Raw genomic sequence first — 23,894 nt, 5'->3', positions numbered from 1 at the left:
CGCGAGACCAGCGCGGAGTGACGATCGTCGAATTCGCGCTGGTGGCGCCGGTAATGCTGCTGTTGCTGATGGGCCTGTTCGACCTGTGCTACCGCGCCTATGCCCAGTCGATCCTGACCGGTGCAGTGCAGGCAGCAGGCCGTCGCGGAACGTTGGAAGGCAATTCCTCCACGACCGCCACCGCCGCGCTGGACGAAGCCGTCATCCGCCAGATGCGTGCCGTCGCGAACAACCTGACCTGGTCCAGCAGCCGCAAATTCTATCGCAGCTATTCGAACATCAGCGCCGAGCCGTTCGACGACGCCAACCACAACAACCAATATGACCCTGGCGAATGCTACAGCGACATCAACAACAACAATCGCTGGGACACCGATCCGGGCAATAGCGGCCAGGGCGGCGCCAACGACATCACCGTCTATACGATGACCGTCACCTACCCCCGGTTGTTCCCCCTGACCGGCTTCATGGGCCTGCCTACAACGCAGGAAATCAGCGCCAGCACGCGTTTGAAGAACCAGCCCTATGGCTCGCAAGCGGCCGATGCGCCGGAAACGAGGTGCGGATGATACGCTACCGAAACTGGCTCGATGCGTGGCGGCGCGACCGTCGCGGCGTCGCGCTGATGGAATTCGCCCTGTCGCTGCCGGTGATACTGCCGATCGGGCTGTACGCGGTCGAACTGTCCAACTTCGGCTTGCAGCAACTGCGCCTTAGCCAGGCAACGCTCACCCTGTCCGACAATATTTCGCGCGTCGGTGTCGACACCACCATGGCGACGCAGCAGCTTCGCGAAGTCGACGTGAACGAGGTGATCGAAGGGCTGCGCCGGCAGACCGAGAATTTCCGGCTGACCACCAACGGCCGCGTGACCATCTCCAGCCTGGAGACGAAGAACGGCACGCAATGGATTCACTGGCAACGGTGCGTCGGACTGAAGCGCGGCGCGGGCTATGACTCCAGCTACGGCCGCGAGGGAGACGGGGGCGCGGCGGGGACGTCGTTCCATGGCATGGGCAACCCGGCCCAGCCGGTCACCGCACCGGAAGGTGCGGCGGTGATCTTCGTCGAGATCAATTACGACTATCAGCCGCTGATCTCGCCCTACTTCCTCGGCAGCCGGAAGTTGCAGCAGACCGCGTCCTACATCGTTCGCGACAATCGCGAACTGGCGGTAGGGGTCACCGATCCAGCGCCCCGCGCCGACGAACGCATGACCTGCGACCGCTACACCACCTGACCGGCGCCGCTTCGCCAAGCGGATCAACGAAAACGGGCTCCCTTCCTCGCGAAGGGAGCCCGTTCCGCATCGGGACGACCGCCGGACCCATCGCCCGGCGCAATTGCCGATTACTTGTAGGTGACCTTCTTCACCGCCTCGACCACCTTGTCGCTGGTGATCAGCGCCAGCTTTTCGAGGTTGGCGGCATAGGGCAGCGGCACGTCTTCGTTGGTGACGCGCAGCACCGGGGCGTCGAGGTCGTCGAAGCCCTGCTCCATCACCACCGCGGCGATTTCCGACGCGATCGAGCAGGTCGGCCAACCTTCCTCGACCACGACCAGGCGGTTGGTCTTCTTCAGCGACTTCAGCACCGTCTTGGTGTCGAGCGGGCGCAGCGTGCGCAGGTCGATCACTTCGGCGTCGATGCCCTCGCCGGCCAGCTTCTCGGCGGCTTCGAGCGCGAGGCCCACGCCGATCGAATAGCTGACGATCGTCACGTCCTTGCCCGGCTTCATGATCCGCGCCTTGCCGATCGGCAGGACGAAATCGTCGAGCTTGGGCACGTCGAACGAACGGCCGTACATCAGTTCGTTTTCTAGAAAGACGACCGGGTCGGTCGAGCGGATCGCGGCCTTCAGCAGCCCCTTCGCATCGGCCGCGTCATAGGGCGCGATCACGATCAGGCCGGGAACGCTGGCGTACCACGGGCCGTAGTTCTGCGAGTGCTGGGCCCCCACGCGGCTCGCCGCACCGTTGGGCCCGCGGAACACGATCGGGCAGCGCATCTGGCCGCCCGACATATAGTTGGTCTTGGCCGCCGAATTGATGATGTGGTCGATCGCCTGCATGGCGAAGTTGAACGTCATGAATTCGATGACCGGGCGCAGGCCGCCCATCGCCGCACCGGTGCCGATGCCGGCAAAGCCGTACTCGGTGATCGGCGTGTCGATGACGCGACGGTCGCCGAATTCGGCGAGCAGACCCTGCGTGACCTTGTACGCGCCCTGATATTCGGCGACTTCCTCGCCCATCACGAACACGCGGTCGTCGGCACGCATTTCCTCGGCCATCGCGTCGCGCAGCGCGTCGCGGACCGTGGTCTTGACCATCTCGGTCCCTTCTGGGATCTCGGGAGCGGTCTCGCCTTCCTGGTCGGCGGCGTCGAACAGCTGGCGCGCGCCGGTCTCGGCGTGCTGCTGCGACGTGCCTTCCGGCGTCGGCGGCGCCTTGTCGTCGTTCTTCTCGTCGGCCTTGGGCGTGGCAACGGCGGCGTCGCCCGCGCGTGCCTCGGTCGGCTGCGCCGACTTGGCCGCGTCGACATCCTCGCCTTCGGCCGCCAGGATCGCGATGACCGCGCCGACCTTCACATTGTCGGTGCCTTCGGCGACCACGATCTTGGCGATCGTGCCCTCATCGACGGCTTCGAATTCCATCGTCGCCTTGTCGGTCTCGATCTCGGCCATGATGTCGCCCGACTTGACCGTGTCGCCTTCCTTGACGAGCCACTTGGCCAGCGTGCCTTCTTCCATCGTGGGCGACAGCGCCGGCATCTTCAGTTCGATCGGCATCTCAGTAGGTCTCCACCAGCACGTCGGTGTACAGTTCTTCCGGGTTCGGCTCGGGCGCGCTTTCGGCAAAGTCGGCGGCTTCGTTGACGACCTTGCGGATGTCCTGCTCGATCGTCTTCAGATCGGCTTCGGTGACGCCGGCGGCTTCCAACTCGCGCTTCAGCCCTTCGATCGGGTCGGACTTGTCGCGGACCGCCTGCACTTCGTCGCGGCTGCGATACTTGGCCGGGTCGGACATCGAGTGGCCGCGATAGCGATAGGTCTTCATCTCGAGGATGATCGGCCCCTTGCCCGCGCGCACCCATTCGAGCGCCGTTTCGGCAGCGCCGCGGCACGCCAGCACGTCCATGCCGTCGACCTGGATGCCCGGAATGCGGAAGCTTTCGCCGCGCTTGTACAGCTGGTCTTCCGACGATGCGCGGTTGACGCTGGTGCCCATGGCATACTGGTTGTTCTCGATCACGAAGATGATCGGGAGCTTCCACAGCTCGGCCATGTTGAACGATTCGTACACCTGGCCCTGGTTCGCGGCGCCATCGCCGAAATAGGCCATGCAGACGCCGCCGTCGTTGCTGTACTTGTGCCCGAACGCGAGACCCGCGCCCAGCGACACCTGCGCACCGACGATGCCGTGGCCGCCATAGAATTTATGCTCGGTCGAGAACATGTGCATCGACCCGCCCTTGCCGCGGCTGATGCCGGCTTCACGCCCGGTCAGTTCGGCCATGATGACCTTGGGATCGATGCCATAGGCGAGCATGTGGCCATGGTCGCGATAGCCGGTGATGACCGAATCCTTGCCGGATTCGAGCGCCGACTGCAGCCCGACGGCGACGGCTTCCTGGCCGATATACAGGTGGCAGAAACCACCGATCAGGCCAAGGCCGTACAATTGCCCCGCCTTCTCCTCGAAACGACGGATCAGCAGCATTTCCTTGTAGAAGGAAAGCAGTTCCTCTTTCGACGCTTCGTACCGCTTTGGCTCCCCCGGCCGTTCGCGATTGGGAATGACGGGTTCGCTGGTGCGGCCTTGCGCCGGTGCTTTTGCCACGGTTCGGATGCCTCGTTCCTGAAAGGATTGGGTTAGGAGCGCCGCCTATGACGCGATTTATCCCCCCGCGCAACCGACGGGGCGCCGCTTACGCTGCGGAAATCAGTCGTCCAGCCGGATTCCGCACCGGGTCCGCGCCGCCTGCTCGCCCGTGATCGGCACGATGAACTCGTCCGGATGGGCGACGTTCAGCTTCCGCCGGACCAGTTCGTCGACCATGTCGGGATCGGCATGGCGCGGATCGAGCAGCTCGACCCGGTTGCGCAGGTCGGCGCGCACCTTTTCCAGACAGGCATATTGCGCCTTCCGCACGGTCAGCTTGCGCTGATAATCGCGATAGGCCAGCACCCCGTTCGGCCCCAATACCGCGTGATAGGCGAAGAATCCCATCACGAGGATCACCAGCGCCGGCCATCCGGCACGCTTGAGCATCTGGCGAAGGGGCGAGGGTCGCGGCATCGCGCGTATGTCGTGTATAGCCCGTTTCCACGCAAGCCGTATGTACAGCGAACCGAGCCGATATGCACCTTCTCCACGATCCCGCCAAGCTGACCGACCCGACCGATTTCGACACGTTCCTGAAGGTCGACATCCGCGTCGGCACCATCCTGTCGGCCGAACCCTATCCCGAAGCCCGCAAGCCGGCGATCAAGCTGCTGATCGATTTCGGGCCGGTGATCGGCCGGAAGAAATCGAGCGCCCAGATCACCGAACATTATGACTGTGAACGGCTGATCGGACGACAGGTCGCCGCGGTGGTCAATTTCCCACCGCGCCAGATCGGCAAGTTCGTGTCCGAGGTGCTGACGCTCGGCTTCCCGGACGAAGCCGGCGCGGTCGTCCTGTTCGCCCCCGACCAGCGCGTCCCGGACGGCGGACGACTGTTCTAGGCAGCGCGCGCGCGCCGCAACGCCAGCGCGAACAGCGCCATGCCGCCGGCGATGTCCCAGCTCAGGATGCGGTCCATGAACCATGCATGTTCCGCGCTGTGCTGCCAGAACAGAACCAGCCACAGCGGCGGCACCAGCAGCGACGCGGCCAGCGCGCCCGCGCGGAACCTCTCCCCCGCCTCCGCCGACAACCGCAACTGCCGATAGCCCCAGCCGCCCGCGACCAGTGCGATCAGCAGCGACCCGAGCACCAGAAGGTGCATGCCCGATGCCATCCCTTCCAGCCCGGCCCAGAGGTGCGTGACGAACTCCGCGGCGCCGACCGCCGTATCGCGCCGAGATGCCTGTTCCAGCCCGACCCGGAACAGCAGCTGATGCTCGATGGCGCCGAACGCCCCGGCCGGAAAGGCCATAGCGACCAGCACCAGCTTGGCGACCATCGTCGTGACCGCCGCCATGCCATAGGCGACCACCGCGTCGATCCAGGCTCGCGGGCTTCCTTCACGCTCCGGCAACGCCAGCGGCACCGCGCCGAGCACGATGGCGAGGCCCAGCGGCAGTCCCCCGGTCAGAAACTCGAACTGGACGGTCAGCGCGCCGAACACCGCCGCCCCGACCGCGACCGCTCGCGCGCCCAGCGGCCGCTCCGCCGATCCGCGCGCCAGGAACAGCAGGAAGGCGAGGAATACCAAGTCCGCCGGCCCATGGCCCAGCGACTGCCCGAACGACTCCAACCCGAACCAGCGTGCGAACACCACGAAGATCGCCAGCCATGCCCCCGCCGCCCGCGCACCGCCGGCCAGCCCCATCAGCGCGTAGCCAATCCCCGCCAAAACCAGCAGCGTCGCCAGCAATTTGTACAGCCCGCGCAGCCCCGCCACCCCCAGCTCCGGGACCAGCCACCGCGCCAGCGTCGTATGGCCATGCAGATACTGGTGATAGAAACGCCGCGGCGGCTCGACCCGTCCTTCGGCAAACCCCTGCAACGTCGCGCAGCTATTGTCGGTGTCGACCGGCACCGATAACGGACTGATCGCGCGCAACCGTGCCGGTGCCCGGTCGTCCATCGCCTGAAACAGGATCAGGCAGTCATTATATTGATGCGATCCGATCTCGGTATTGCCATGCAGCCAGCTTGCATCGGCATCCAGCGCCCCATGGGCAAAGGCCGCCACGACCGGCTGCACCAAGCTGTTCCGGTCGACGCTCAGGCTGGCCATCGCCATCCATTGGAACAGCCCGAAGATCGCCAGCGCCAAGGCGACGGCAACCACGGCCGCGCGGACGACACAGTACCGCCACCCTTCGGCCGGCGGGAAAAGCGGATCGCGGTCGCTCGGATCGGTCATCCCCACCCGCCTAGCGGTATCGAAGCTACGAACCGGTTAACCACGACCCGTTCAGCGTCCAGCCACCTTGCGTCGCCGATCGTTGCGCACAGGGAACGACAGGGAGGGGAAACATGCGGATCGGGATCGGCTTGGCGGCGCTGTTGCTCGGCGGATGCACGCTGGCGACGATGGAAGGGTTCGACACGATCGCGCCGCAGGGCGAACGCATCGGCCTGACCGGTATCCCCGGCTGGCAGGACGGCAGCTTCCGCCTCGGCACCGCGGAGGGCCATGTGCGGCGGCGCGCACTCGGCGCGACCCGTGAATGGGGCGACGATCCGTGGGGTGAGGTGACGCAGGCTGTGATCGAACGCACCGGCACGCTCCGCTTCGACGTGTCGGGCACGGAGGTTGGTGGCCGGATCGAGGGCCGCTGCCGCTATGGCCGGATGGAGGTCCAGCAACGCAGCGGCCCGCTGAGCGTCAGCGAACCCGCCCGCCCGCTGCGCCTCGCCTGCGCCTATCGCTTCGACGGGCGCGACGCGGGCGGCATGGACCTGTCGGGCGTGCTGCCGGTCGGCCCGACGCTCGCCGAACCCCGGCTGGGCACGGTCGATCTCGACGGCACCGAACTGACCGTCGAATCCCGCCACGCGATGACCGGCGTGCGCCATCCGGCCGAACAGCCGATCGGCTACATCGTGTCGAACGCCGCCGGACAGGCGGTCGGCGCGATCGAAACCAACGGCACCGGAAGCCGGCGACTGGTCCTGCCCCGCGCCCCGGCCGAACGTCGCACCGCCATCGCCGCGCTGGTCACGCTCGGGCTGTTCTGGGACCCGGGCGATATCGACTAGGATCGCCGTCAGTCACCCGCCACGGCGGGCGGCGAGGCGCTGACCGGTCCGAGCCAGTAGCTGCCGTCATAGCCCGGGTCGCGCGTCGCGCCCGGCAACGGCTGGAGCGTGATGAACGGCGCGCGGTCGATCGTCGCATCGCCCCGCAGCGGATGGCCCGCACAGTCCATCATCTCCCGCGTCAGCGGCGTCCCGGGCGACGGCTTTATGCCTTCGCGCAGCTGGCAGCTCCAGGACGCCCCGCCCGCCGTCGCCATATCGAGCGAGACGACCGTCCCAGCGGGAGCGAGTTGCATTGCCATCGGACGGAATGTCGCCGCCTGCCGTTCGACCGGCTGCTTGCGCGCGTGAAGATTGCCGACCAGTACCAGCACGCGGTCATAGCGTCCGGCATTGGCAGCGTTGCGGATATTCTCGGCCTGCGCCGCTTCGTGCGGCCCCTGCCCCGGCTGATCGGCGAATTTCGTCCGTTGTGTCGCATCGCGGGCGCCGTTGAACGCGACCACTGCGATCGGTCGGCCGGCATCTTTCAGCGCATGGAGCCGCACGAGCATGTCGCGCATCGCGACGCTGCCGACGCCGTCATTCTGTCCGGCCCAGCCATTCTTGACCAATGCCGCCGGAAACTGCTTATGGGGCACCAGCCACGCTACCTGCAACGCGGCGTCGTGGATGGATCCCAGCTCCACCGCGACCAGCGCCCGTTCACCGCGCATCGCCAGCGCGCAGGCGAGATTGCCGATGAACGCCGGCGACTGCTGCGTGCCATGAATTTCGCCAAACACGACGTAGCGCGGATCGCTGCGCACCACCTGCGCCCATCCGTCCGGGATGCGGCATTCCTCAGCCGGACGAGCCATCGTGGGGACGGCGACCGTCAGACCGCCGACCATCGCGGCAAGGACAAGAGGCATGCGCATGCCGACAACCTATCGCGTGACCTTTCAGTCGCAACCGGAAAGCGCTCCGATCGATCGGCCATGAAAATGGGGCGCCGGCTCGCACCGACGCCCCCTTCCCCACAGGCTGCCGATTAGCGCAGGATCGAACGCCCCGCATAGCGCGCCGCGCCGGCCAGCTCTTCCTCGATCCGGATCAGCTGGTTGTACTTGGCAAGCCGGTCCGACCGCGCGAGCGAGCCGGTCTTGATCTGGCCGCAGTTGGTCGCGACCGCCAGGTCGGCGATGGTCGAGTCCTCGGTCTCGCCCGAACGGTGCGACATGACGGCGGTGTAGCGGTTGCGATGCGCCAGGTTCACCGCCTCCAGCGTCTCGGTCAGCGTGCCGATCTGGTTGACCTTCACCAGCAGCGAGTTGGCAAGGCCCTGCTCCAGACCCATCGCCAGCCGCTTTGGATTGGTCACGAACAGATCGTCGCCGACCAGCTGCACCTTGTCGCCGATCTTGTCGGTAAGCGCCTTCCAGCCTTCGAAATCGTCTTCCGACATGCCGTCCTCGATCGACAGGATCGGATAACGCGCCGCAAGATCGGCAAGGTAATCGGCCATTTCGTGAGGGGAGAGCGACTTGCCCTCGCCGACCATCTCATAGCGGCCGCCCTTGAAAAATTCGGTCGCGGCGCAGTCGAGCGCCAGCATGACGTCCTCGCCCGGCTTGTACCCGGCACGCTCGATGCTCGCCATGATGAAGTCGAGCGCGTCGATCGTGCTGTTCAGCGCCGGCGCGAAGCCGCCCTCGTCGCCGACCGAGGTGGCAAGGCCCTTTTCCGACAGGCCCTTCTTCAGCGTGTGAAAGATTTCCGAACCGCAGCGGACCGCTTCGGCGATGCTCTCGGCACCGACCGGCATCACCATGAATTCCTGGAAATCGATCGGGTTGTCGGCATGTTCGCCGCCATTGATGATGTTCATCATCGGCACCGGCAACAGATGCGCCGACACGCCGCCGACATAGCGATACAGCGGCAGCCCGCGCGCATCCGCCGCCGCCTTCGCCACCGCCAGGCTGACGCCCAGGATCGCGTTCGCGCCCAGACGACCCTTGTTGTCGGTGCCGTCCAGCTGGATCATCGCCTCGTCGATGTCGCTCTGGTCCTCGGCATCCATGCCCAGCACGGCTTCGGCGATGTCGCCGTTCACCGCCTCGACCGCGGCCAGCACGCCCTTGCCCAGATAGACCGACTTGTCGCCATCACGCTTCTCGACGGCTTCGTGCGCGCCGGTCGACGCGCCCGACGGGACCGCGGCCCGGCCGAAGCTGCCGTCCTCCAACAGCACATCGACCTCGACGGTCGGGTTGCCGCGGCTGTCGAGGATCTGGCGGCCATGCACCTGGATGATTGCGGTCACGTAACGACTCCTTCTATTGTCGCGCGAAGCGGCTTGGTCGCGGCCCCTCTATCCATTCGGCCCGCTGCCCGCAAATCCTCTGCGGACCACGGAACCGCCGCACCGCGACATGGTTTTCCTACCGAAACGACGAAAGGATTCGTTATGACCGACTTTAATCGGACCGGTATCTCGCCGACGACCAGCGACAACAGCGTCGTGCTCGACACCGACCTGTCACCCGTGACGGGCAGCACCACCACCACGACCGACACCGTCGGCGGCGCCAAGCAGACGCTGAAGGATGAAGCGTCGAAGCTGTCGGCCAAGGCGACCGACAAGGCGCGCAGCCTCGCCGATGAAGGCAAGGCACGCGCCACCGGCGCGCTCGACGAATTCTCGAAGCTGATGGAAGACGCCGCCGGCACCGTCGATGAAAAGCTCGGTGAACAGTATGGCCAGTACGCCCGCTCGGCCGCGAAGGCGATTTCGGGCTTTTCGGACGGCCTGCGCGGCAAGGAGGTCGAGGACCTGCTCGCCGATGCCAGCGACTTCGTGCGCAAGAGCCCGGCGATCGCGATCGGCACCGCCGCCGCGCTCGGCTTCGTGCTGGCGCGCATCGTGAAGGCCGGCGTCGATACCGACACCACCCCGTCGACCAAGGGCTGAGCCCGATCATGGGGGACGAGGGACTGGGAACGGTCGTCACCCGCGTCGTCGACGATGCCAAGGCCTATGCCCAGGCGGAGGTGACGTTGTGGAAGACGGTCGCCAGCACGCGCGGGTCGCAGGCCGGCATCGCCGCCGGGCTGGCGGCGGGCGCGGTGGTCATCGCGCTGTCGGCGGTAACCGCGCTGCTCGTCGGCGCGATCCTGTCGCTTCGGCCGGTCATGGGGCCGGGCTGGGCGACGTTGCTGGTCGTCGTCGTCGCGCTGGCCATCGCCGGCCTGCTGGCCAAGATGGCGCTGTCCGGCCTCAAGCGGGTCACCGCACCGCTGGGAGACAAGCATTGATCCCGCCCTCGCTCGCCGCCGCGCAGGCCGACGTCCTCGTCAAGCGCGCCCGGCTGAAGGCCAGCCTTGCCGAGGCGAAGCATCGCCTGTCACCCGCCACCATCGCCTCGGGCGTCGCCGACGACCTGCGCGACAAGGCGGAAGAAGGCGTCGCCATCGTCCGCGAACGGCCCGGCGTCGCTGCCGGTGTCGCGACCGGCATCGTCGCGCTGCTCGCCCGCAAGCGGATCATGGGCCTGTTCCGCAAGGCTCCTCCACCCCCGCCGCCGCCCCTGCCCCCGACCGCCCCGACAAAGGAATAGTATCATGAGCGAACTCAAGACCGCCCCGACCGCGACCACCACCGGCACGATCGACACGATCAAGGACAAGGCCGCGACCGCCGCCCACGCCACCAGCGACGCCGCGCACGACGCCGCCAAGCGCGCCTCCGAAGTCGCCCATGACGCGAGCCAGCGCGCGGCCGATACGATCGAGGCGAACCCGCTCGCCGTCCTCGCGGGCGGCCTGGCGCTCGGCGCCGTCGTCGGCGCGCTGCTGCCGCGCACCGCACAGGAGACCAAGGCGCTCGCCCCGCTCGGCAAGAAGCTGTCGGCCGCCGCCACCGCCGCCGCGACGACCGCCCGCGACGTGGGCAAGGAACAGCTCGCCGCCGCGCTGCCCAGCAAGGACGGCGCGAAGGAACAGCTGCGTTCGGTCTTCTCGAACGTGGTACAGGCCGCGACCGACAGCGGGAAAAGCGCCATCAAGGGCTGATCCGCATCGCGGTCCGCAACTTATGGGTTGAAGGGTGCGCCCCGTTCGCTATGCGACGGGGCGTATCCTTTTTTGCACTGCGGGAACGACCATGAGCAAACTCCACCTCGTCTTCGGCGGCCGCGTCTCCGATCCGCGCACGCTCGACTTCGCCGACCTGAAGGCGATCGACGTCGTCGGCATCTTTGGCGACTATGCCAGCGCCGAAAAGGCATGGCGCGCCGCGGCACAGCGGACCGTCGACGATGCCGAGATGAAATATGTGGTGGTCCACCTTCACCGCCTGCTCGAGCCGGAACTGCCGGCGGCGTAAGGGGTCTCGCTACCCTACCCGTTCAGTTCGAGCAGCTTCGAGCGAAGTCGAGAAGCGTCCGTCGAGAACCCGGTCGTTTGAAGCACCCCCTTCTCGACTTTGGTTCTCGACAGGCTCGAACCTACGCTCGAAGCAAACGGGATTGGCAGTAGGGTGAAGGGCGAAGCCTAACCCTCTCCGCGACGCCCGCCCCAGCGCCACACCAACAACGGCCGCAACAGCACCATCCCGGCAATAAACCCGCCGACATGCGCCGCGCCGGCGATCGGCATCTCGCTGCCCGCGCTCGACCAGCCGATGAACAGGTTCAGCGCGGTCCAGAAGACGCCCAGCCAGATCGCATGGACCACATGCGCCGGGATCGGTCCGATCGGCTTGGCCTTCCCCCCGCCGAACAGCAGCGCATAGGCCCCGATCAATGCGGAGATCGCGCCGCTCGCCCCGATCATCGGCGCGGGTGATGTCGGCCCGGCCAGCCACTGTGCCGCGATCGACGCATAGGCCCCGACCAGCAGCAGTACCAGGACGCCACGCAACCCCACCGCGCGCTGCGTCGGCGTACCCACGATCGCCAGGCTCAGCAGGTTGAACGCCAGATGCAGCCACCCGTCATGGATGAACGCCGCGGTGATCGGCGTCAGCCACACCGGAAAGAACGAGGCGAACCCCTCGATCGACGCCGGGTCGCTCGTCATCCGCAACGGTACGAAGCCCGCCGCGATCGACGCGCTCCACACGCCACCGGTAAGGATCAGCCACCCGCTGACGATCGCAATCAGCCCGCCGATCGTCAGGATCGCCGGTGACGGACGCCGTTCGAACATGGCGGCTTAGATGAACTCGATCTTCGAAATCTGATAATAACGGTCGCCCGACGGCACCGTCACCTCGACATCGTCGTCGACCTTGCGCCCGATCAGCGCGCGGCCCATCGGCGAATTGTACGAGATGCGACCCGACTTGGCGTCCGCCTCGGTCTGGCCGACGATCTGATAGGTGATCGCCTTGTCGTCCTCGTCGAGCAGCGTCACGGTCGCGCCGAACACGACCTTGTCGCCCGACAGGTCCTTCGGATCGATCACCTGCGCGCGGGACAGCTTGTCCTCGATATCGGCGATCGACGCCTCGATCTGACCCTGCCGTTCCTTCGCCGCATGATATTCGGCATTTTCCGACAGGTCGCCATGGGCGCGCGCTTCCTCGATCGCGTCGATGATCTGCGGCCGTTCCACCTTCAGCTGCTTGAGGTGCGCCGTCAGGCGATCATAGCCCTCCTGCAACATCGGCATCTTTTCGACCGTCGCCATCGCGCGCGCGTCCCTTTTGTCATTACCCCCGCCACACGGACGGGCCTCCCTGCCCGTCCGCGCGCAACATTCCGCTGATGGGGATCAGTTGTGCGATTGCGAATAATAGGACTGCAACGGCCGCACTTCAAGGGACCGGGCACCCAGCGCCTGAATGGCTTGCGCCACAGCGACGCTCGCCGGCGCCGTGGTGAAATAGGGCACCTTCTGCGACTGCGCCGACGCGCGGATCGATTCGGAGTCCTTCAGCGACTGCCACCCTTCGGTGGTGTTGAAGATCATCGCGATATCGCCGTCGAAGATCTTGTCGACGATATGCGGACGACCCTGCGCCACCTTGTTTACACGCTCGACCGGCACGCCGTTCTCGGCAAGATAATCGGCGGTTCCGCTGGTCGCGACGATCCTGAAGCCCAGCTCGACCAGTAACTGCACGCCCGGCAGGATCACCGGCTTGTCGCTTGATTTCACCGACACGAACACCGTGCCGCTCTTGGGCAGGACGATGTTCGCGCCCATCTGTGCCTTGGCGAAAGCCGTGGCGAAATCGCTGTCGATCCCCATGACTTCGCCGGTCGACTTCATTTCCGGCGACAACACCGGATCGACGCCGGGGAAGCGGCCCCACGGGAATACCGCTTCCTTGACCGCGACGTGATCGATGTCCCGATCGATAGTCGGCAGGGTGGCCAGCTTCTCGCCCGCCATCACCCGCGCCGCGATTTTGGCGACCGGCGTGCCGATCGCCTTGGCGACGAACGGCACCGTGCGGCTGGCGCGCGGATTGACCTCGATCAGATAGACCTTGCCGTCCTTGACCGCGAACTGGATGTTCATCAGCCCCTTCACGCTCAACGCCTTGGCCAGCGCCACCGTCTGCCGCTCGATCTCGGCGATGACGTCGGCGCCCAGCGAATAGGGCGGCATCGAACACGCGCTGTCGCCCGAATGGACGCCCGCTTCCTCGATATGCTGCAGCACGCCGGCGACCACGACATCGTCGCCATCGGCGATCGCATCGACATCGACTTCGATCGCGTCGCGCAGATACTGGTCGATCAAAACGGGGGAGTCCCCCGACACCTGCACCGCCGTTTGGATATAGTCGTCGAGCTGCTGGAGCGAGTCGACGATCTCCATCGCGCGTCCGCCCAGCACATAGCTCGGCCGCATCAGCACCGGATAGCCGATCCGCTCGGCGATCACCGCCGCCTCGTCGCGGCTGCGTGCCAGGCCGTTGGCCGGCTGGAGTAGGCCCAGCGACGTGACCAGATCGGCGAACCGCTCGCGATCCTCGGCCAGGTCGATTGAATCCGGCGTGGTGCCCAGGATCGGGATACCGGCCGCTTCCAGCGCGCGGGCGAGGTTCAGCGGCGTCTGCCCGCCGAACTGCACGATCACCCCGACCAGCTCACCCTTCGACGCCTCGACATGCAGGATTTCCAGCACGTCCTCGGCGGTCAGCGGTTCGAAATACAACCGGTCCGACGTGTCGTAATCGGTCGATACCGTTTCCGGGTTGCAGTTGACCATGATGGTCTCGAACCCGGCATCGCTCAGCGCGAAGCACGCATGGCAGCAGCAATAATCGAACTCGATCCCCTGCCCGATCCGGTTCGGCCCGCCGCCCAGGATGACGATCTTCTTGCGATCCGACGGCTGGCTCTCGTCCTCCGGCTCGCCGAAGGTCGGCGCTTCGTAGGTCGAGTACATATACGGCGTCTTCGCCTCGAACTCGGCGGCGCAGGTGTCGATCCGCTTGAATACCGGCCGCACGCCCAGCTTGTGCCGATGTTGACGCACCTCGTCCTCGGTCACGCCGCCGGTCATCATCTTGACGACCTCGTGGATCAGGCCGGACCCGCGCTGGATACCGCGTTCCATGCCGCGCAGATTGGCCGATTGCAGCGCCAGCCATGCCAGACGCTTGTCCGAAAAGCCCATTGCCTTCAGGCGACGCATCCCCGCCGCGTCCTGCGGCAGGCCGTTGGTGCAAACTTCGCTTTCGGCCGCGACGATTTCCGCCATGCGTTCGAGGAACCACGGGTCGTATTTGGCGATGGCGTGCACTTCGGCGACGGTGAAGCCTTCGCGCAGCGCCTGCGCCGCGACCAGCAGCCGGTCGGGCGTGGCGACGGCCAAAGCCGCCTCGATCTCCGCACGCGGCGCGCCGACCAGCCGGTCGACCTGGTTGAAGCCCGACAGCCCGGTCTCGAGGCCGCGCAGCGCCTTCTGCATCGATTCATGGATGTTGCGGCCGATGGCCATGACCTCGCCGACCGACTTCATCGCCGTCGACAGCACCGCCTGCGACCCCTTGAACTTCTCGAAGGCGAAGCGCGGAATCTTGGTGACGACATAATCGATCGTCGGTTCGAACGACGCCGGCGTAGCACCAGTGATGTCGTTGGTGATCTCGTCGAGCGTATAGCCGACCGCCAGCTTCGCCGCGACCTTCGCGATCGGAAAGCCCGTGGCCTTCGACGCCAGCGCCGACGACCGCGACACGCGCGGGTTCATCTCGATGACGATCAGGCGGCCGTCCTTCGGATTGACCGCGAACTGTACGTTCGAACCCCCTGTTTCCACACCGATTTCCCGGAGAACCGCGATCGATGCGTTGCGCATGATCTGGTATTCCTTGTCGGTCAGTGTCAGCGCCGGGGCGACCGTGATCGAATCTCCGGTGTGCACGCCCATCGGATCGACATTCTCGATCGAACATACGATGATGGCATTGTCCGCACGGTCGCGGACCACCTCCATCTCATATTCCTTCCACCTTAGCAGCGATTCCTCGATCAGCACCTCGGTGGTCGGCGACGCGTCCAGCCCTTCGCGGACGATCTTCAGAAACTCGTCGCGGTTATAGGCGACGCCGCCGCCGGTCCCGCCCAGCGTGAAAGACGGGCGGATGATCGCCGGCAGCCCGACATGCTCCAACCCGGCCAGCGCCTCCGCCTCGCTATGCGCGATATGGCTGCGCGCGGATTCGAGGCCGATCTTCTCCATCGCGACCTTGAACTTCTGACGGTCCTCGGCCTTGTCGATCGCCTCCGCATCGGCGCCGATCATCTGCACGCCGAACTTTTCCAGCGTGCCGTCATTGGCCAGCGCCAGCGCGGTGTTCAGCGCCGTCTGCCCGCCCATCGTCGGCAGCACCGCATCGGGGCGCTCCTTCTCGATGATCTTGGCCACGACCGCCGGGGTGATCGGCTCGACATAGGTCGCGTCGGCCAGTTCCGGATCGGTCATGATCGTCGCGGGGTTGGAGTTGACGAGGACGATGCGATAGCCCTCCTCCTTCAACGCCTTGATCGCCTGCACGCCCGAATAATCGAACTCGCAAGCCTGGCCGATGACGATCGGCCCCGCGCCGATGACGAGGATGGACGAAATGTCGGTGCGTTTTGGCATAGTTAGTCCTCGAACGGCGGCCCGCCGATCACACCAATGATCGCGGAATATTCAGGGTTGAATGCGCGAACCAGCTTGGCCGCGTCATCGTAAGTCAAACGGTGAAACTCGACGGCGACTTCGCCTTCTTCCGGCCGCGCTTCGATCCGGTCCGGCTCGACACCAGCATCGCGGAAGTCCGCAAGTGCAGCGTCGATACATTCCGGTTTGATGCGAAAGCGCATTCCGTCGGGTCTCGCCTAATTCTTCATCATCCCCACGAACCGCTCGAACAGATAGAAGCTGTCCTGCGGACCGGGCGACGCTTCGGGATGGTACTGCACGCTAAACGCACGACCGCCGTCAACTTCGATGCCGGCATTCGAACCATCGAACAGCGATACATGCGTCTCCACCACGCCGTCCGGCAGGCTGTCGCGTTCGACCGCGAAGCCGTGGTTCATGCTCGTGATCTCGACCGCACCGTCCGACAGCCGCTTGACCGGATGGTTCGCGCCGCGATGCCCCTGATGCATCTTGGTGGTCTTTGCACCCACAGCGAGTCCAAGGAGTTGGTGCCCCAGACAGATGCCGAACAACGGCTTGCCGGTATCCAGCAGCTTCCGGATCACCGGCACCGCATATTCGCCGGTTGCCGCGGGATCCCCCGGACCGTTCGACAGGAAGATGCCGTCCGGGTTCGCCGCCATGACCTCTTCATAGGTCGCGGTGGCGGGTAGCACGGTTACTTCAGCACCCGCGTGAACAAGGTTGCGGAAGATATTGCGTTTGCTGCCATAATCGATCGCAACGACATGCGGGCGCGAATCGCGTTTCGCGACACCTTCGCGACCTTCCGCGTGCGTGCTGTCGTCATAGCCCTTGCCCAGATGCCAAGCCCCGCCGGCCCAGCCATAATGCGTCTCGCACGACACGGTCTTGGCAAGGTCCATGCCCTCCAGCCCAGGCCATGCCTGTGCCTGCGCCAGTAGCGCCGGAATATCGAACTCGCCGCTCGCCGAATGCGCGATCACCCCGTTCGGCGCCCCGCCCTCCCGGATCCGCCGGGTCAGCGCCCGCGTATCGATGCCCGCAAGACCGATCCGGTTGTGCCGCGCCATCCAGGCATCAAGGTGTTCATTCGAACGGAAATTCGACGGCGCCGTCACGTCCTCGCGAACGATCATGCCCAGCGCGTGCGGGTCGTTCGCCTCGACGTCGTCGACATTGGTGCCGACGTTACCGATGTGCGGGAAGGTGAAAGTGATGATCTGCCCGGCAAAGGACGGATCGGTCATGATCTCCTGATAGCCGGTCATCGCAGTGTGGAAGCACACCTCACCGACCGCAGCGCCTTCCGCGCCGAAGCCACGGCCCCACAGCACGTCGCCATTGGCAAGGACAAGAACCCCGGTAGCTCCTTCGGGCATGGCGAATGGCTTGGCGTCGGCCATGATGGGCGGGCACTCCTCGGGTTTGTCTGATGATGTCGCTAAGCGGTGGCGGCTAGTCCCAACCCCGCGTCGCGTCAATCCTGTGATCGCGCATCGATTGCGGCTATGGGTATTCGCTTATCCAAACGAACGACATCGGAACCGCCATGATTCGCGATACCATCAAGGACGCCCTCGTCACCGCCATGAAGGGCGGCGATAAGGAGACGACCGCCACGATCCGCCTGATCCAGTCGGCGATCAAGAACCGCGATATCGAGGCACGCACCGGCAAGGCGCCTGAGAGCGACGACGCGCTGGTGGTCGAAGTGCTGCAGAAAATGGTGAAGCAGCGCCGCGAATCGATCGAGATGTACGAGAAGGGCAACCGTCCCGAACTCGCCGCCAGCGAAGCGCGCGAAGTCACCGTCATCGAACGCTTCCTGCCCGCCCCGATGGACGAGGCGCAGACGGCGGCGGCGATCGAGGCGATCAAGGTCGATCTGGGCGCCAGCGGCATGAAGGACATGGGCCGCGTGATGGCCGAACTGAAGTCGCGCCACGGCAGCGAACTTGACATGAGCAAGGCTAGCGCGGCGGTCAAAGCGGCGCTAAGCTGAACAGCCGATAGCGGGCACGCGAGCCACAGGAAGCCATGACCCTATCCCCCCAGTTCCTTGACGAGTTGCGCACCCGCACGACCCTGTCGGCGCTGGTCGGCAAGTCGGTGAAGCTCCAGCGCTCGGGCAACGAGTTCAAGGCGTGCTGCCCGTTCCATACCGAGAAGACGCCGAGCTTCTGGGTCAATGACGACAAGGGCTTCTACCATTGCTTTGGCTGCGGCGCGCACGGCGATGCGATCCGCTGGATGACCGACCAACGCGGCCTGCCCTTCATCGACGCGGTGAAGGAACTGGCCGCCGCCGCCGGCATGGAGATGCCGGCGCAGGATGCGCGCTCGGCGCGGCAGGCGGAACGCGCCAAGGGGCTGCACGAGTTGATGTCCGATGCGCAGGGCTGGTTCGCGGACCGGCTGGGCGACGAAGGCGGCATCGCCCGCGACGCTCTCGCCAAGCGCGGGATCAAGCCGGAAACCGCCCGTGCGTTCGGCATGGGGTTCGCCCCCGATGCCCGTGGCCGATTGAAGGCCGCGCTGGCGTCCTACGGCGACCCGATGCTGGTCGAATCGGGCATGCTGATATCGGTCGAGGGCAAGGAGCCGTACGACCGGTTCCGCGGCCGGCTGATGATCCCGATCCGCGACGCGCGTGGCCGGACGATCGCGTTCGGCGGGCGTATCCTCGGCGACGGCGAGCCGAAATATCTGAACTCGCCCGAAACCCCGCTCTTCGACAAGGGGCGGACGCTCTACAATATCGACCGTGCCCAGGCCGCCGCGCGCAAGGCGAAGCGGGTGATCGCGGTCGAAGGCTATATGGACGTCATCGCGCTGGCCCAGGCTGGTTTCGATGAAGTCGTAGCCCCGCTAGGCACCGCGCTGACCGAGCATCAGCTCGAACGGCTGTGGCGGATGGCCGACTGTCCGATCCTGTGCTTCGACGGCGACGCGGCCGGGATCAAGGCGGCGCGGCGCGCGGCCGAACGCGCGCTGCCGCTGCTGCAACCAGGCAAGAGCATTTCGATCGTCACCATTCCCGACGGCATGGACCCCGACGATCTGGTTCGTGCCGAGGGACCGCAGGCGTTCGAGGACCTGCTCGCCCGCCGCGAATCGCTATCCGATTTCCTGTGGCGGCTGGAGCTGGCGACGTTGCCGCCCGGCGCCGGCCCCGACGAGCGCGCCGCGTTCGAGCATGAACTGGCGCGCCTGGCGGGGACGATCACCCATGAAGGCATTCGCCGCGAATATTTCCGGACCTTCAAGGATCAGTTCTTCGCGCTGTTCGGGGCGAAGGACCGTCGCCTGCGCATCGTCGCGAACGACATGGCGGCGGCGGCCGACGTGCGGAAGGTTGATCTGGTCTTCGCGTTCCAGCGTGCCATCCTGATGGGCCTGATGCAGCATGTCGACGTGCTAAAGCGGCATTGCGAACTCGTCGCGCAGCTGCCGATCTTGAACGGGCAATTGCAGCGCTGGCGCAATCACTTGATCGACTTGGCGATCTATCGCAACGACCTGACCGAAAGCCTGCTGACCGACACGATCGCCGCCGACCGGCAGCTGGTCGACATGGCGCGACGGAACAAGGAAACCGATCTCGCCTTCAGCTTCTGGCTGCGCGGGACCGCTCCTGAGGTCGCCGAAACCGACCTGTTGCGGGTGATCCAGATCCTGGTCGACGAACAGGCGTGCCGCCGTGCGGAAAATGCTGCCGCCGAACGCTGTCGTCAGGACACGACCGAGCGGACCTTCGCCGAATATCAGCAGGCGCGGTCCGACCATGCGGCGGTGCAGGCCCGGATTCGTGACTGGATGGAGGAACTGGACGAGGCGGCTTGATCCCCCTTCGCCTCCCTCCCATATCCGGCGCATAGAATCGCCCGAAATCCACCCGTCGCACGCCGGATTGCACGCTGATTGCTTGCAAATCGCGCTGGCTCGGACAAAGACGACGGGTAAAATCGCGCGAACGACGCGCTGCGTAAAATTTCTTGAGGGTTATTGATGGCCAAGGCGAATGGTGGCGGCGACGACACGATCGATACCGGCGACGCGCCGCTGATCGACCTGAACGAAGGGTCGATCAAGAAGCTGGTCGCCCGCGCCAAGAAGCGCGGCTACATCACCGTCGACCAGCTGAACGAAATGCTGCCGCAGGATCAGATGACCTCGGAGCAGATCGAGGACATCATGTCGGCGCTGAACGACATGGGCGTCAACGTCGTCGAGAATGAAGACGCGGGCGAGGACGGCGAAGGCGAGGAACGCGCCAAGCAGGACGAGGACGGCGACGACGACTCGTCCGCCGATCAGGACGATTCCGCCGCCGCGTTCGAACCGGTCAAGAAGAAGGAAACCGTCGACCGGACCGACGATCCGGTGCGCATGTACCTGCGCGAAATGGGCGCGGTCGAACTGCTGAGCCGCGAGGGCGAAATCGCCATCGCCAAGCGGATCGAGGCCGGTCGCGACACGATGATCTTCGGCCTGTGCGAATCGCCGATCACCTTCAACGCGATCATCGGCTGGTCGACCGCCTTGAACGAAGGCACGATGCAGCTGCGCGAGATCCTCGATCTCGACGCGATGCTGTCGAAGGACCCGGCACCGGAATCGCTGTCCGACGACGAAGACGCCGACGACAATGGCGAAATCTCGTCGAAGAACGCCGGCCCCAGCTTCAAGGAAGAGGAAGAGCCCGAGGAAGCATCGGCCGACGAGGACGAGGACGGCGAACGCCGCGCCCCGCGTCCGAGCGATGATGATGACGAGGACAACACCCTCAGCCTCGCGCAGATGGAAGAACAGCTGAAGCCCCAGGCTTTGGAAAAGTTCGCCAACATCACCGCCATCTTCAAGAAATTCTCGAAGATGCAGTCGCAGCGTCTGGATGCGATGGCAGCCGGCGACGGGCTGAACGCGGCTGAGGAGCGCAAGTACCAGAAGCTGCGCGAGGAACTGACCGCCGAGGTCGAAAGCGTGCAGTTCCATCAGGCGAAGATCGAATATCTGGTCGATCAGCTCTATGCCTATAACCGTCGCCTGACGGCGCTGGGCGGGCAGATGCTGCGTCTCGCCGAGCGTCACAAGGTACCGCGCAAGGCGTTCCTCGACAGCTATGTCGATCACGAGCTCGACGAACAGTGGCTGACCTCGGTCGCAACGATCGACAAGAAGTGGAAGGCGTTCGCCGACAACGAAGGCGCCGCCGTCGACCGCATCCGCACCGAAATCGCCGAAATTGCGCAGCAGACCGGCATGGCGCTAAGCGAATTCCGCCGCATCGTGAACATGGTGCAGAAGGGCGAGCGCGAGGCGCGGATCGCCAAGAAGGAAATGGTCGAGGCGAACCTGCGCCTCGTCATCTCCATCGCCAAGAAATACACCAATCGCGGGCTGCAATTCCTTGACCTGATCCAGGAGGGGAATATCGGGCTGATGAAAGCGGTCGATAAGTTCGAATATCGCCGTGGCTACAAGTTCAGCACTTACGCGACCTGGTGGATCCGGCAGGCGATCACCCGCTCGATCGCGGATCAGGCGCGGACGATCCGCATCCCGGTCCACATGATCGAGACGATCAACAAGCTGGTGCGCACCAGCCGCCAGTTCCTGCACGAACAGGGCCGTGAGCCGACGCCGGAGGAGATGGCCGAGCGCCTCTCTATGCCGCTCGAAAAGGTTCGCAAGGTGATGAAGATCGCCAAGGAGCCGATCTCCCTCGAAACGCCGATCGGCGACGAGGAGGATTCGCATCTGGGCGACTTCATCGAGGACAAGAACGCGATCATCCCGGTCGATGCCGCGATCCAGGCGAACCTGAAGGAAACGGTCACCCGCGTCCTTGCCAGCCTGACCCCGCGTGAGGAACGCGTGCTGCGCATGCGGTTCGGCATCGGCATGAACACCGACCACACGCTGGAGGAAGTCGGCCAGCAGTTCAGCGTGACCCGCGAACGCATTCGTCAGATCGAGGCGAAGGCGCTGCGGAAACTCAAGCATCCGAGCCGCAGTCGCAAGATGCGTTCCTTCCTCGACCAGTAATCGACCGCCCCGGCCCTTACCAAAGTGCCGGGGCGCTTCGTTTCGGGACAGTTTCGATCCCGTTAATCCGCGCGTCATCGCGGTTAAAATAGCGGCAACCGTGTTCCTACGCGCTTGGGTTATCTATTGTCGGCATACCGGCTCCATCGACATCATGGGAGCCGGCGGTTGATAGTGGCAATTGCGAACAGGGATGGATGCGATACCGCGGAACGGCTGGCGCGGATCGTTCTCGCCGATGGCAGCGCCGGGCATGTCGCGCCCGACCGCCTGTCGCGAAACGATGCGCTGTTGCGCGATATCGCCGACGCGCTGCACCAGCTCTGCTCGCTTCACGGCCGCCATCCGGGCGTGGTCGATCATGCGGCGCGCGCCGACGTCCACCCGGCTGCCGCGCCATGGCTGGAACAGGCGGCTGCCGCATTTGCCGAGGAACGCGCCTATCTGATCCGCGTATCGGCCGCAGCAGGCCCGCCGCCGGGCACGCCGGGACAGGCTGCTGCGGAAGCGGCACTGGCGGCGCAGCGCCATGCGATCGACCTGCTGGCGCGATCGGGGCGGCCCGGCTGCGCGCTGGGGGCGGCCATCGCGGTGACGCTCGACTGGCCGGTGATCCGCCGGCCGCTGGACGCCGCGGCGATCCGGCTGGGGCTGGAGACAATCCCGCTCACGCTGCCGTCGCCCGCGCAGACGCTGCGCGTGATCGATCAGGTAACGGACGCGGCGCCGATCGAGCGCGCCATGACCTTCGGCCTGCAGCAATTGCTGGCCCAGCATCGCGGGCTGTGGGACCTGCTGCTCGCCCGGGCGGAAAGCCGCGGCTAGCGCCCGTTCGCTTCGCCGCCTATCGTCGCGGCCATGACGACACCACCGATGCGCTTCGAAGGAACCGAAGGATATGTCGCGACCGACGACCTGAAGGTCGCGGTCAATGCGGCAGTGACGCTGCGCCGTCCGCTGCTGGTCAAGGGCGAGCCGGGCACGGGCAAGACCGTGCTGGCGCAGGAGATCGCGCGGGCGATCGATGCGCCACTGATCGAATGGAACGTCAAATCGACCACCCGCGCGCAGCAGGGCCTGTACGAATATGACGCCGTGGCGCGGCTGCGCGACGGGCAGCTCGGCGACCCGCGCGTCCACGACATCGGCAACTACATCCGGCGGGGAAAGCTGTGGGACGCGTTCGTCAGCCCGACACTGCCGGTGCTGCTGATTGATGAAGTCGACAAGGCCGATATCGAATTCCCGAACGACCTGCTCCACGAACTCGATCGCATGGCGTTCGACGTCTATGAAACCGGCGAGCGGGTGACGGCGCGCGAGCGGCCGATCGTCGTCATCACATCGAACAACGAGAAGGAACTGCCCGACGCCTTCCTGCGCCGTTGCTTCTTCCACTATATCCGCTTTCCCGACCGGGCGACGATGCAGTCGATCCTCGACGTGCATTTCCCGGGTATCCAGCGCGTGCTGGTCAACCGCGCGCTCGATCTGTTCTTTGCGGTGCGCGAGACGCCGGGGTTGAAGAAGAAGCCGTCGACCAGCGAACTGATCGACTGGCTGAAACTGCTGCTACACGACGACATGCCGCTGGACGTGCTGGCGTCGCATGATCCGAGCAAGGCGATCCCGCCGCTGCACGGTGCGCTGCTGAAGAACGAGGCGGATGTGATGCTGTTCGAACGGCTCGCCTTCCTGCACCGGCGCACGGGCGGCTGACATCGGCCAGGCCGTTGCCATGACGCGACGATGCGTGGTCGGAAGATTTCGTTAACCACGATCGCCAACCGATCGGTCACCATCG

At 65.4% G+C, this 23,894-nt stretch carries 25 protein-coding genes; 14 read left to right on the top strand and 11 right to left on the bottom strand.

Annotated features, from left to right (window positions below):
- Positions 1 to 17: 17 nt before the first annotated feature.
- Positions 18 to 569, top strand: a complete 552-nt coding sequence (locus PPZ50_RS09650) for a TadE/TadG family type IV pilus assembly protein (RefSeq protein ID WP_066687410.1) — start codon at positions 18 to 20, stop codon at positions 567 to 569.
- Positions 566 to 1,240 (top strand): TadE/TadG family type IV pilus assembly protein, encoded by a 675-nt coding sequence (locus PPZ50_RS09645; protein ID WP_066687407.1) that lies wholly within the window; start codon positions 566 to 568, stop codon positions 1,238 to 1,240. Before PPZ50_RS09650 ends, PPZ50_RS09645 begins: the two co-directional genes overlap by 4 nt.
- A 110-nt stretch (positions 1,241 to 1,350) precedes the next feature.
- Here PPZ50_RS09645 and PPZ50_RS09640 read toward each other — a convergent pair whose 3' ends face one another.
- The 3 genes from PPZ50_RS09640 to PPZ50_RS09630 form a co-directional block, all read right to left on the bottom strand.
- Positions 1,351 to 2,790 (bottom strand): pyruvate dehydrogenase complex E1 component subunit beta, encoded by a 1,440-nt coding sequence (locus PPZ50_RS09640; protein WP_066687404.1) that lies wholly within the window; start codon positions 2,788 to 2,790, stop codon positions 1,351 to 1,353.
- Between the two features lies 1 nt (position 2,791).
- A complete protein-coding gene (pdhA, locus tag PPZ50_RS09635) occupies positions 2,792 to 3,841 on the bottom strand; it encodes a pyruvate dehydrogenase (acetyl-transferring) E1 component subunit alpha (RefSeq protein WP_066687398.1) in 1,050 nt (349 codons plus the stop codon).
- Positions 3,842 to 3,943: 102 nt separating this feature from the next.
- The gene (locus tag PPZ50_RS09630) at positions 3,944 to 4,300 is read right to left on the bottom strand and encodes an FtsB family cell division protein (RefSeq protein WP_066687393.1); all 357 of its coding nucleotides are present in this window, start codon (positions 4,298 to 4,300) and stop codon (positions 3,944 to 3,946) included.
- Between the two features lie 62 nt (positions 4,301 to 4,362).
- Between PPZ50_RS09630 and PPZ50_RS09625 the strand changes: the two genes are divergently transcribed.
- Positions 4,363 to 4,731: a tRNA-binding protein gene (locus PPZ50_RS09625; RefSeq protein ID WP_066687391.1), complete on the top strand. Its 369-nt coding sequence runs from the start codon at positions 4,363 to 4,365 to the stop codon at positions 4,729 to 4,731.
- Here the strand turns inward: PPZ50_RS09625 and PPZ50_RS09620 are convergent.
- A complete protein-coding gene (locus tag PPZ50_RS09620) occupies positions 4,728 to 6,080 on the bottom strand; it encodes a hypothetical protein (RefSeq protein WP_066687389.1) in 1,353 nt (450 codons plus the stop codon). The two genes, PPZ50_RS09625 and PPZ50_RS09620, sit on opposite strands and share 4 nt — an antisense overlap.
- Before the next feature lie 113 nt (positions 6,081 to 6,193).
- On the opposite strand from PPZ50_RS09620, the gene PPZ50_RS09615 reads away from it, so the two are divergent.
- Positions 6,194 to 6,919 carry a hypothetical protein gene (locus tag PPZ50_RS09615; protein WP_066687386.1) on the top strand — a complete coding sequence of 242 codons (726 nt, stop codon included), beginning with the start codon at positions 6,194 to 6,196 and terminating at the stop codon, positions 6,917 to 6,919.
- 8 nt (positions 6,920 to 6,927) lie between these two features.
- On the opposite strand, the gene PPZ50_RS09610 is transcribed toward PPZ50_RS09615, so the two are convergent.
- Complete coding sequence (locus PPZ50_RS09610) at positions 6,928 to 7,839, bottom strand: hypothetical protein (RefSeq protein ID WP_066687384.1); 912 nt, start codon at positions 7,837 to 7,839, stop codon at positions 6,928 to 6,930.
- A 113-nt stretch (positions 7,840 to 7,952) separates the two neighbouring features.
- Entirely contained in the window at positions 7,953 to 9,227 is a 1,275-nt protein-coding gene (eno, locus tag PPZ50_RS09605) for a phosphopyruvate hydratase (RefSeq protein WP_066687378.1), read from the bottom strand.
- A gap of 144 nt (positions 9,228 to 9,371) precedes the next feature.
- On the opposite strand from eno, the gene PPZ50_RS09600 reads away from it, so the two are divergent.
- The 5 genes from PPZ50_RS09600 to PPZ50_RS09580 all read left to right on the top strand — a co-directional run bounded on the left by PPZ50_RS09600 (position 9,372) and on the right by PPZ50_RS09580 (position 11,288).
- Positions 9,372 to 9,875, top strand: coding sequence for a hypothetical protein (locus tag PPZ50_RS09600; RefSeq protein ID WP_126015163.1), 504 nt, complete (start codon positions 9,372 to 9,374; stop codon positions 9,873 to 9,875).
- An 8-nt stretch (positions 9,876 to 9,883) separates the two neighbouring features.
- Positions 9,884 to 10,219 (top strand): phage holin family protein, encoded by a 336-nt coding sequence (locus tag PPZ50_RS09595; protein WP_066687376.1) that lies wholly within the window; start codon positions 9,884 to 9,886, stop codon positions 10,217 to 10,219.
- Positions 10,216 to 10,521, top strand: a complete 306-nt coding sequence (locus tag PPZ50_RS09590; RefSeq protein ID WP_066687375.1) for a hypothetical protein — start codon at positions 10,216 to 10,218, stop codon at positions 10,519 to 10,521. Before PPZ50_RS09595 ends, PPZ50_RS09590 begins: the two co-directional genes overlap by 4 nt.
- Before the next feature lie 4 nt (positions 10,522 to 10,525).
- Complete coding sequence (locus tag PPZ50_RS09585; protein ID WP_066687373.1) at positions 10,526 to 10,975, top strand: hypothetical protein; 450 nt, start codon at positions 10,526 to 10,528, stop codon at positions 10,973 to 10,975.
- Between the two features lie 91 nt (positions 10,976 to 11,066).
- Complete coding sequence (locus PPZ50_RS09580) at positions 11,067 to 11,288, top strand: DUF4170 domain-containing protein (protein WP_066687371.1); 222 nt, start codon at positions 11,067 to 11,069, stop codon at positions 11,286 to 11,288.
- Between the two features lie 167 nt (positions 11,289 to 11,455).
- Here PPZ50_RS09580 and PPZ50_RS09575 read toward each other — a convergent pair whose 3' ends face one another.
- The 5 genes from PPZ50_RS09575 to carA all read right to left on the bottom strand — a co-directional run bounded on the left by PPZ50_RS09575 (position 11,456) and on the right by carA (position 17,445).
- On the bottom strand, positions 11,456 to 12,112 hold the full coding sequence (locus PPZ50_RS09575) for a rhomboid family intramembrane serine protease (protein WP_066687370.1): 657 nt from the start codon (positions 12,110 to 12,112) through the stop codon (positions 11,456 to 11,458).
- Positions 12,113 to 12,118: 6 nt separating this feature from the next.
- The gene (greA, locus tag PPZ50_RS09570) at positions 12,119 to 12,595 is read right to left on the bottom strand and encodes a transcription elongation factor GreA (RefSeq protein WP_066687369.1); all 477 of its coding nucleotides are present in this window, start codon (positions 12,593 to 12,595) and stop codon (positions 12,119 to 12,121) included.
- Between the two features lie 84 nt (positions 12,596 to 12,679).
- Positions 12,680 to 16,012 carry a carbamoyl-phosphate synthase large subunit gene (carB, locus tag PPZ50_RS09565; protein ID WP_066687368.1) on the bottom strand — a complete coding sequence of 1,111 codons (3,333 nt, stop codon included), beginning with the start codon at positions 16,010 to 16,012 and terminating at the stop codon, positions 12,680 to 12,682.
- 2 nt (positions 16,013 to 16,014) lie between these two features.
- Entirely contained in the window at positions 16,015 to 16,236 is a 222-nt protein-coding gene (locus tag PPZ50_RS09560) for a hypothetical protein (protein ID WP_066687367.1), read from the bottom strand.
- Between the two features lie 15 nt (positions 16,237 to 16,251).
- Positions 16,252 to 17,445 carry a glutamine-hydrolyzing carbamoyl-phosphate synthase small subunit gene (gene carA / locus PPZ50_RS09555; RefSeq protein WP_066687365.1) on the bottom strand — a complete coding sequence of 398 codons (1,194 nt, stop codon included), beginning with the start codon at positions 17,443 to 17,445 and terminating at the stop codon, positions 16,252 to 16,254.
- A 146-nt stretch (positions 17,446 to 17,591) separates the two neighbouring features.
- On the opposite strand from carA, the gene PPZ50_RS09550 reads away from it, so the two are divergent.
- The 5 genes from PPZ50_RS09550 to PPZ50_RS09530 all read left to right on the top strand — a co-directional run bounded on the left by PPZ50_RS09550 (position 17,592) and on the right by PPZ50_RS09530 (position 23,809).
- Positions 17,592 to 18,044, top strand: a complete 453-nt coding sequence (locus PPZ50_RS09550; RefSeq protein WP_066687363.1) for a GatB/YqeY domain-containing protein — start codon at positions 17,592 to 17,594, stop codon at positions 18,042 to 18,044.
- 35 nt (positions 18,045 to 18,079) lie between these two features.
- Positions 18,080 to 19,885, top strand: a complete 1,806-nt coding sequence (gene dnaG, locus PPZ50_RS09545; protein WP_066687361.1) for a DNA primase — start codon at positions 18,080 to 18,082, stop codon at positions 19,883 to 19,885.
- A 165-nt stretch (positions 19,886 to 20,050) separates the two neighbouring features.
- A complete protein-coding gene (rpoD, locus tag PPZ50_RS09540) occupies positions 20,051 to 22,090 on the top strand; it encodes an RNA polymerase sigma factor RpoD (RefSeq protein ID WP_066687359.1) in 2,040 nt (679 codons plus the stop codon).
- A gap of 174 nt (positions 22,091 to 22,264) precedes the next feature.
- The gene (locus tag PPZ50_RS09535) at positions 22,265 to 22,915 is read left to right on the top strand and encodes a DUF6975 family protein (RefSeq protein ID WP_232307825.1); all 651 of its coding nucleotides are present in this window, start codon (positions 22,265 to 22,267) and stop codon (positions 22,913 to 22,915) included.
- Positions 22,916 to 22,963: 48 nt separating this feature from the next.
- Positions 22,964 to 23,809 carry an AAA family ATPase gene (locus tag PPZ50_RS09530; RefSeq protein WP_066687355.1) on the top strand — a complete coding sequence of 282 codons (846 nt, stop codon included), beginning with the start codon at positions 22,964 to 22,966 and terminating at the stop codon, positions 23,807 to 23,809.
- Positions 23,810 to 23,894: the final 85 nt, after the last annotated feature.

This window comes from Sphingomonas hankookensis, from assembly GCF_028551275.1.
Taxonomy (GTDB): domain Bacteria; phylum Pseudomonadota; class Alphaproteobacteria; order Sphingomonadales; family Sphingomonadaceae; genus Sphingomonas; species Sphingomonas hankookensis_A.
The sequence above is the reverse complement of the archived record's forward strand: the minus strand, read 5'-3'. Positions and strand labels throughout refer to the sequence as shown.

Excerpts from the sequence above, each read along its gene's own strand:
- PPZ50_RS09530 (WP_066687355.1), top strand. The coding sequence starts at position 22,964 with ATGCGCTTCGAAGGAACCGAAGGATATGTCGCGACCGACGACCTGAAG.
- PPZ50_RS09620 (WP_066687389.1), bottom strand. The coding sequence starts at position 6,080 with ATGACCGATCCGAGCGACCGCGATCCGCTTTTCCCGCCGGCCGAAGGG.
- PPZ50_RS09640 (WP_066687404.1), bottom strand. The coding sequence starts at position 2,790 with ATGCCGATCGAACTGAAGATGCCGGCGCTGTCGCCCACGATGGAAGAA.
- PPZ50_RS09600 (WP_126015163.1), top strand. The coding sequence starts at position 9,372 with ATGACCGACTTTAATCGGACCGGTATCTCGCCGACGACCAGCGACAAC.
- PPZ50_RS09615 (WP_066687386.1), top strand. The coding sequence starts at position 6,194 with ATGCGGATCGGGATCGGCTTGGCGGCGCTGTTGCTCGGCGGATGCACG.
- carB (WP_066687368.1), bottom strand. The coding sequence starts at position 16,012 with ATGCCAAAACGCACCGACATTTCGTCCATCCTCGTCATCGGCGCGGGG.
- PPZ50_RS09645 (WP_066687407.1), top strand. The coding sequence starts at position 566 with ATGATACGCTACCGAAACTGGCTCGATGCGTGGCGGCGCGACCGTCGC.
- rpoD (WP_066687359.1), top strand. The coding sequence starts at position 20,051 with ATGGCCAAGGCGAATGGTGGCGGCGACGACACGATCGATACCGGCGAC.
- PPZ50_RS09575 (WP_066687370.1), bottom strand. The coding sequence starts at position 12,112 with ATGTTCGAACGGCGTCCGTCACCGGCGATCCTGACGATCGGCGGGCTG.
- carA (WP_066687365.1), bottom strand. The coding sequence starts at position 17,445 with ATGGCCGACGCCAAGCCATTCGCCATGCCCGAAGGAGCTACCGGGGTT.
- PPZ50_RS09595 (WP_066687376.1), top strand. The coding sequence starts at position 9,884 with ATGGGGGACGAGGGACTGGGAACGGTCGTCACCCGCGTCGTCGACGAT.
- dnaG (WP_066687361.1), top strand. The coding sequence starts at position 18,080 with ATGACCCTATCCCCCCAGTTCCTTGACGAGTTGCGCACCCGCACGACC.
- PPZ50_RS09560 (WP_066687367.1), bottom strand. The coding sequence starts at position 16,236 with ATGCGCTTTCGCATCAAACCGGAATGTATCGACGCTGCACTTGCGGAC.
- PPZ50_RS09585 (WP_066687373.1), top strand. The coding sequence starts at position 10,526 with ATGAGCGAACTCAAGACCGCCCCGACCGCGACCACCACCGGCACGATC.
- PPZ50_RS09580 (WP_066687371.1), top strand. The coding sequence starts at position 11,067 with ATGAGCAAACTCCACCTCGTCTTCGGCGGCCGCGTCTCCGATCCGCGC.
- greA (WP_066687369.1), bottom strand. The coding sequence starts at position 12,595 with ATGGCGACGGTCGAAAAGATGCCGATGTTGCAGGAGGGCTATGATCGC.
- PPZ50_RS09625 (WP_066687391.1), top strand. The coding sequence starts at position 4,363 with ATGCACCTTCTCCACGATCCCGCCAAGCTGACCGACCCGACCGATTTC.
- PPZ50_RS09550 (WP_066687363.1), top strand. The coding sequence starts at position 17,592 with ATGATTCGCGATACCATCAAGGACGCCCTCGTCACCGCCATGAAGGGC.
- PPZ50_RS09610 (WP_066687384.1), bottom strand. The coding sequence starts at position 7,839 with ATGCGCATGCCTCTTGTCCTTGCCGCGATGGTCGGCGGTCTGACGGTC.
- PPZ50_RS09630 (WP_066687393.1), bottom strand. The coding sequence starts at position 4,300 with ATGCCGCGACCCTCGCCCCTTCGCCAGATGCTCAAGCGTGCCGGATGG.